The 6,353-nt window shown below is 72.9% G+C and carries 7 protein-coding genes; 6 read left to right on the forward strand and 1 reads right to left on the reverse strand.

Annotated elements, in window-relative coordinates; translation table 11 throughout:
• On the forward strand, window positions 1–718 hold a 718-nt coding region (locus GTW67_RS12940; protein WP_161164959.1), incomplete at its 5' end, for an SAM-dependent methyltransferase.
• 22 nt (window positions 719–740) lie between these two features.
• Here the strand turns inward: GTW67_RS12940 and GTW67_RS12945 are convergent.
• A complete protein-coding gene (locus GTW67_RS12945; protein WP_161164960.1) occupies window positions 741–926 on the reverse strand; it encodes a hypothetical protein in 186 nt (61 codons plus the stop codon).
• Between the two features lie 174 nt (window positions 927–1,100).
• On the opposite strand from GTW67_RS12945, the gene GTW67_RS12950 reads away from it, so the two are divergent.
• From GTW67_RS12950 to GTW67_RS12970, 5 genes are all read left to right on the forward strand, one after another.
• Window positions 1,101–2,297: a spore photoproduct lyase family protein gene (locus GTW67_RS12950; protein WP_161164961.1), complete on the forward strand. Its 1,197-nt coding sequence runs from the start codon at window positions 1,101–1,103 to the stop codon at window positions 2,295–2,297.
• Between the two features lie 139 nt (window positions 2,298–2,436).
• On the forward strand, window positions 2,437–3,000 hold the full coding sequence (locus GTW67_RS12955; RefSeq protein WP_161164962.1) for an MSMEG_1061 family FMN-dependent PPOX-type flavoprotein: 564 nt from the start codon (window positions 2,437–2,439) through the stop codon (window positions 2,998–3,000).
• A 67-nt stretch (window positions 3,001–3,067) separates the two neighbouring features.
• Window positions 3,068–3,925: an ATP-binding cassette domain-containing protein gene (locus tag GTW67_RS12960; RefSeq protein ID WP_161164963.1), complete on the forward strand. Its 858-nt coding sequence runs from the start codon at window positions 3,068–3,070 to the stop codon at window positions 3,923–3,925.
• Complete coding sequence (locus GTW67_RS12965; RefSeq protein WP_161164964.1) at window positions 3,922–4,905, forward strand: ABC transporter substrate-binding protein; 984 nt, start codon at window positions 3,922–3,924, stop codon at window positions 4,903–4,905. Before GTW67_RS12960 ends, GTW67_RS12965 begins: the two co-directional genes overlap by 4 nt.
• Before the next feature lie 7 nt (window positions 4,906–4,912).
• The coding region (locus GTW67_RS12970; RefSeq protein WP_161164965.1) for an iron chelate uptake ABC transporter family permease subunit at window positions 4,913–6,353 on the forward strand (1,441 nt) is incomplete at its 3' end.

Genomic DNA, 6,353 nt, shown 5'->3' on the forward strand with positions numbered 1-6,353 from the left:
GCTGGGCGGCAAGGACAACTACCCCGTCGACGAGGCGGTGGGCGAGAAGCTGCCGGCCGAGGCGGCGGACGGGGCGCGGCAGAACCGCGCCTTCATGAACCGCGCGGTGGCCCACCTGGCCGCGCAGGGCGTGGACCAGTTCCTGGACATCGGCACGGGCATCCCGACCGAGCCCAATCTGCACCAGATCGTGCAGCGGACGGTGCCGCGGGCGCGGGTCGTCTACGCCGACAACGACCCGATCGTGCTGCGGCACGCGGAGGCGCTGCTGGTCAGCAGCCCCGAGGGCGCCACGGACTACATCCAGGCCGACGTCCGCGAACCGGCGGAGATCGTCCGGCACGCCCGCGAGATCCTGGACTTCGACCGGCCCGTCGCGCTGTCGCTGATCGCCCTGATGCACTTCATACCGGACGAGCAGGACCCGTACGGCATCGTCCGCGGGCTGGTCGAGACCCTGCCCTCGGGCAGCCATCTGATCCTGTCGCACGCCTCGATCGACATCTTCCCCGAGCTGGCGGAGCAGGTGATCGCCCAGTACGCCAGGGGCGGCATCCGGCTCGGCTTCCGCACCCGGGCGGAGGTGGCCCGGTTCTTCGACGGACTGGAGCTGGTGCCGCCGGGGCTGGTCACCGCCACCGAGTGGTACGGCGCCGACCAGGAGCCGCCGGCCGTGGAGGAGAGCGGCATCTACGCGGGCGTGGCGCGCATCCCCTGACGCCGGGGCGCGGGGCGGCGGCTCAGCGACGGCGTCCGCGCGCCGCCCAGCCGCTGCCTATCCCGGCGACGTGCAGGGCCAGCAGGGCGAGGCCGATGAGCATGACGTTGGTCGAGGTGAAGACGTCGTTGGTCGAGATCTCCGCCGCGTTGATCAGCCAGGCGATGAGGAACAGGACCGCCGCGATGATGGCGAGCACGGTGTACATCCCTTCGGATCGGGGGCACCCGGGCGGTGCCGTGTCTCGCGTATGCCCCCGTCGGGACGGGTGACACGGCCGAAGGCGCCGCGCGCTTCCGTACAGTGGAAGGACCGGGACCGCCCGCGGCACGTCGACGCGGCAGGGGACGGTCCGTCCTGGCACTCGCGCACCGGAGCTCTCATGCACGACCCGTCCACCGCACCGGACGACGACGGCTCCGGCACCCTGTTTGGCCTCGACGCCCTGCCGCCCGCCGGGACCGCCGAAAAACCCGCTGCCCCGCCCGCTAGCGGTCCGCTGTTCCGGGACTCGGCCGCGGCCCGCCGGCTGCTCCCCGTGCGCGAGATCCACGCCGAGCCCGCCGCCGCGGCGTCCCCGCGCGGCCGCCAGATCCTCGCCCGGTTCCCCGGGGCCCGCGTGATCGAGGTCGGCTCCCACTGGCGCATCCCCGGCCTGCACGGCAACGAGGGCAACGTCGAGCGGTGGGTGCGGGTCAAGGGCGAGACGCTCGTCCTCGGCGAGAAGAAGACGATGGCCACGCGCCCCAACGGCCGCTCCGCGGACTGGATCGCGCCGGGCGCCTCCAACGGCTGCGCGATGGCCTGCGCCTACTGCTACGTGCCCCGGCGCAAGGGGTACGCCAACCCCGTCACCGTCTTCACCAACATCGACCGGGTCGTCGCCCACCTCGGCCGGCACATCGCCCGGCTGGGGCCCAAGACCGAGCCGAACCAGTGCGACCCCGAGGCCTGGGTGTACGACATCGGCGAGAACGGCGACTGCTCGGTGGACGCCCTGATCTGCGACAACACCGCGGACCTGGTGCACGCCTTCCGGCAGTGGCCGACGGCCAAGGCGTCCTTCGCCACCAAGTTCGTCAACCCGGACCTGCTCACCCTCGACCCGCGGGGCCGGACCCGGATCCGCTTCTCGCTGATGCCGCCGGACGACTCACGGCTGCTGGACGTGCGCACCTCTCCCGTCGCCGACCGGATCGCCGCGGCGGGCGACTTCCTGGACGCCGGGTACGAAGTGCACTTCAACCTGTCCCCCGTGGTCGTGCGCCCCGGCTGGGAGGATGCCTGGGCGGAGCTGCTGAGGCACCTCGACGACGTCCTGCCGGACCGGGTGAAGCGGCAGGCAGCCGCCGAGGTGATCATGCTGACGCACAACCGGGAGCTGCACGAGGTCAACCTGGGCTGGCATCCGCGGGCGGAGGAGGTGCTGTGGCGGCCGGACCTCCAGCAGGCCAAGCGCTCCGAGAACGGGGCGCTCAACGTGCGCTACCGGGGCGGCGTCAAGGCCGACGCGGTCGCCCGGCTCCGTGCGCTGGTCGCCGCGCACGCGTCCTGGCTGCGCGTCCGGTACGCGTTCTGACACCGCAGGACACCGCAGGACACCGCATGCCACCGGACGCCACCGCCCCGCCGCCGGCCAGTAAGGTAAGGCGAACCTAAGATCGGTTAATGTGCTGTGTGCACCCATCCACCCGGCGCACACCCAACGGGAGTCGGCCTTGCCGCACACGATCGACACGACCGGAGAGCGCCCCGGCGCCGTCACCGGCCAGGACTGGACCGAGATCGGCTCCCGCGCCGAACTGCGCGAGCTGCTGGGCGAGCCCTGGCCCATCGTGATCGACAAGGTCCACGACCGGCTCACGGACGACGACCGGGACCTGCTCACCCGCTCCCCCTTCTGCCTGCTGGCCACCTCCGACGCCGGCGGCAACTGCGACGTCTCGCCGCGCGGCGACGCCCCCGGCTTCACCCACGTCCTGGACGCCGGGACCATCGCCCTGCCGGACCGGCCGGGGAACCGGCGGGGCGACAGCTTCCACAACATCCTCGACAACCCGCACGCCGGACTGCTGTACCTGATCCCCGGCGGCAAGGAGGTGCTGCGGATCAACGGCCGGGCCCGCGTCCTCACCGACGCGCCGTTCTTCGACGCGATGGCACGGGACGGCCGGCGCCCGGAGCTGGCGCTGCTCCTGGAGATCGACGAGATCTATCTGCACTGCCCGGCGTCCCTGAACCGCGCGGGCCTGTGGAAGTCCCGTGCGCCGAAGGCGAGTTGAGAGCCCCGCCCCGACGGCCCGCACCCGGCGCTACCAGCACTGCTTAGGTTAGGCTAACCTTCACCGCGTGAGATCTGGTGAAGACGCAGCCGGCACCCGCCTGCGGGGCCACGCACTGTCGGCGACGGGCGTGACCGTGTCGTACGACGGTGTCGACGTCGTGCACGACGCGGCGGTCGGGCTCAGGCCCGGTGAAGTGACCGTTCTGGTGGGCCCGAACGGCAGCGGGAAGTCGACGCTGCTGCGGACCATCGCCCGCCTTCAGCGGGCCCGCAGGGCCACGCTCAGCATCGACGGCACCACCGACGGCCTGGCGCTGACGGCCCGTGAGTTCTCCCGGTACGTCGCGCTGCTGACGCAGGGCAGGCCGACGCCCGGCGGGCTGACCGTACGGGACGTGGTGGAGTTCGGCCGCTATCCGTACCGGGGCCGCTGGGGCCGGCCCGATCCCAACGGCCCGGCCGCCGTCGACCGGGCGCTCGCGCTCACCGGGGTCGACGGCCTCGCCGACCGCGGCGCCGACCACCTGTCCGGCGGCCAGTTGCAGCGCGTCTGGCTCGCGAGCTGTCTCGCCCAGGAGACCGGCGTACTGCTCCTCGACGAGCCGACGACCTACCTCGACCTGCGCTACCAGATCGAACTCCTCGACCTCATCCGCGACCTGGCGGACGGCCACGGCATCGCCGTCGGTGTCGTCCTGCACGACCTCGACCAGGCGGCGGCCGTCGCCGACCGGATCACGCTCCTCGAAGCGGGCCGGATCGTCGCCGACGGCCTGCCCGAGGACGTCCTGACGCCGGAACGGCTGACCGCCGTCTACGGCATCCGCATCGACGTCGACACCGACCCCCTCACCGGCCGGCTGCGCACCCGCCCGATCGGCCGCCACCACATACGACCCGAAAGGCTCGGCACCACCTCATGAGACGCCTCCTGCTCACCGCGGCCGCCACCACCGCCGCGGCGCTCACCCTCGCCGCCTGCGGCACCACCGAACCCGCCGCCGACAAGCCCGAGAAGAAGGCGTCCGAGGCCATCACGCTCAAGGACGGCAAGGGCACCGAGGTGAAGCTCGACGGGCCGGCCACCAAGGTCGTCGCCACCGAGTGGAACGTCGTCGAGAGCCTCGTCTCGCTCGGTGTCGACCCGGTCGGCGTCGCCGACGTCAAGGGCTACAAGACCTGGGACTCCGCGGTCCCGCTGAAGAACGACCCCAAGGACATCGGCACTCGCGGCGAGCCGAGCATGGACACCATCGCCTCGCTCGCCCCCGACCTCATCGTCGCCACCACGGACCTGCCGCCCGCCGCCGTGAAGCAGCTCCGCGAGGTCGCCCCGGTGATCGAGGTGACCTCCGCCGACGGCACCGGCCAGATCGACCAGATGCTGGAGAACGTCGACCTCATCGCCAAGGCCACCGGCACCACCGACAAGGCCAAGACGCTGCGCGAGGGCTTCGAGGCCAAGGTCGCCGAGGGCAAGAAGGCCCTGGCCGACGCCAAGCTGGCCGGCAAGGACATCGCCTTCGCCGACGGGTACGAGGCCTCCAACCAGATCTCGATCCGCCCCTACACCGCGACCTCGCTGCTCGGTGAGGTCAACGAGGCGCTCGGCCTCAACAACGCCTGGAAGGTGAAGGGCGACGAGGCCTACGGTCTCGGCTCCACCGACGTCGAGGGCCTGACCGCCCTGCCCGAGGGCGTCCAGTTCGCCTACATCGGCAACGACGACGACCCGACCGCCACCCCCTTCACCGGCACCCTGACCAAGAACTCGGTGTGGAAGAACCTGTCGTTCGTGAAGGCCGGCGACGTGCACCGGCTGGACGACGGCATCTGGATGTTCGGTGGTCCCGGGTCGATGGAGGCGTACATCGACGCCCTCGTCGGCGCGCTGACGAAGTAGCGGGGCCATGGCCGTCACCGCAACGAAACCCGCCGCCCGTCCGTCGACGGCACCCACGTCCCGGTCGGGCGCGGCCGCGGTGACGGCGGGGATCCTCCTGCTGGTCGCCGTACTTGCCGTCGTCGACATCACCCAGGGCACCGCCTCCGTCGGACCGGCCGAGGTGTTCAAGGCCCTGACCGGGCGGGCCGACCCGGACGACGCGTCCGTGGTGATCGCGTCCCGGCTGCCCCGGATGGCCGCCGGTCTCCTGGTCGGCGCCGTCCTCGGCATGGCCGGTGCCGTGCTCCAGGCGGTCAGCCGCAATGTGCTCGCCTCGCCCGACACCCTCGCGGTGAACGCCGGTTCGTATCTGGCGCTCGGGCTGGTCGGCGCCACCGGCGTCTCGCTGCCGATGATCGCCTCCTCCGGTGTCGCCTTCGCCGGCGGCCTGGCGGCGGCGGCCGTCGTCCTCGGCCTGTCCGGCCTCGGCACGGGCACCGTCCGCCTCGTCCTGGCCGGCACCGCGCTGATGCTGGGCCTGAACTCCGTCACCGAGGGGCTGCTCCTGCTCTTCCCCGAGGAGACCGAGGGCCTCTACCAGTGGAACCAGGGCGGCATCGCCCAGAACGGCTTCGACGGCGTCCTCCAGATGCTGCCGGTCGCCCTGATCGGCCTGGCCGGACTGATGCTGACCGCCCGTCGGGTGGACGCGCTCGCCCTCGGCGACGACGCGGCCCGCGGGGTGGGCGTCCCCGTGCGGGCCACCCGCGTCACGGTCGTGGTCCTTGCGTCACTGCTGTCCGCCGCGGCGGTCACCCTGGCCGGCCCGATCGGCTTCGTCGGCCTGGCCGCGCCCGCCCTGGTGCGCCCGCTCGCCCGCCGGTTCCGCGGGTACGCGCGCTCCCGTACGGCCCTGCCCGCCGCCGCGCTCACCGGCGCCGCCCTGGTGCTCGGCTCGGACGTGCTGCTGCGGGCGCTGGTGCCGGACGGCCTGTCGGTGGCCGTGCCCACGGGTGTCGTCACGAGTCTGGTCGGCGCCGTGTTCCTGGTCGTGATGGCGCTGCGGCTGCGGGACACCGCGGGCTCCGGTGCGCCGGACCGGCTGCGCATCCCGAGCCGGGCGGTGTTCCTCGCCACGGTGGCCGTCCTCGTCGCCGTCCTGGCCGGCCTGGTCGTCGCCGCCGTGCTGGTGGGCGACAGCAAGCTGCTGCTCGGCGACGTCGTCAACTGGGCCGGGGGGAACGCCGGGCGGACGGTCTCCTTCGTCCTGGACACCCGGGTGCCGCGGGTGCTCGCCGCGCTCTGCGCGGGCGCGGCGCTCGCCCTGTCCGGCACGCTGGTGCAGGCCGTCACCCGCAACCCGCTGGCCGAACCGAGCGTCCTCGGCGTGTCCGGCGGGGCCGCGCTGGGCGCCGTGCTCCTGGTGACGACCGCGCCCCTGGCCGGCGGCTGGGGCGTCGCCGGCG

The sequence above is a fragment of the Streptomyces sp. SID5910 genome, from assembly GCF_009862125.1.
Classification (GTDB): domain Bacteria; phylum Actinomycetota; class Actinomycetes; order Streptomycetales; family Streptomycetaceae; genus Streptomyces.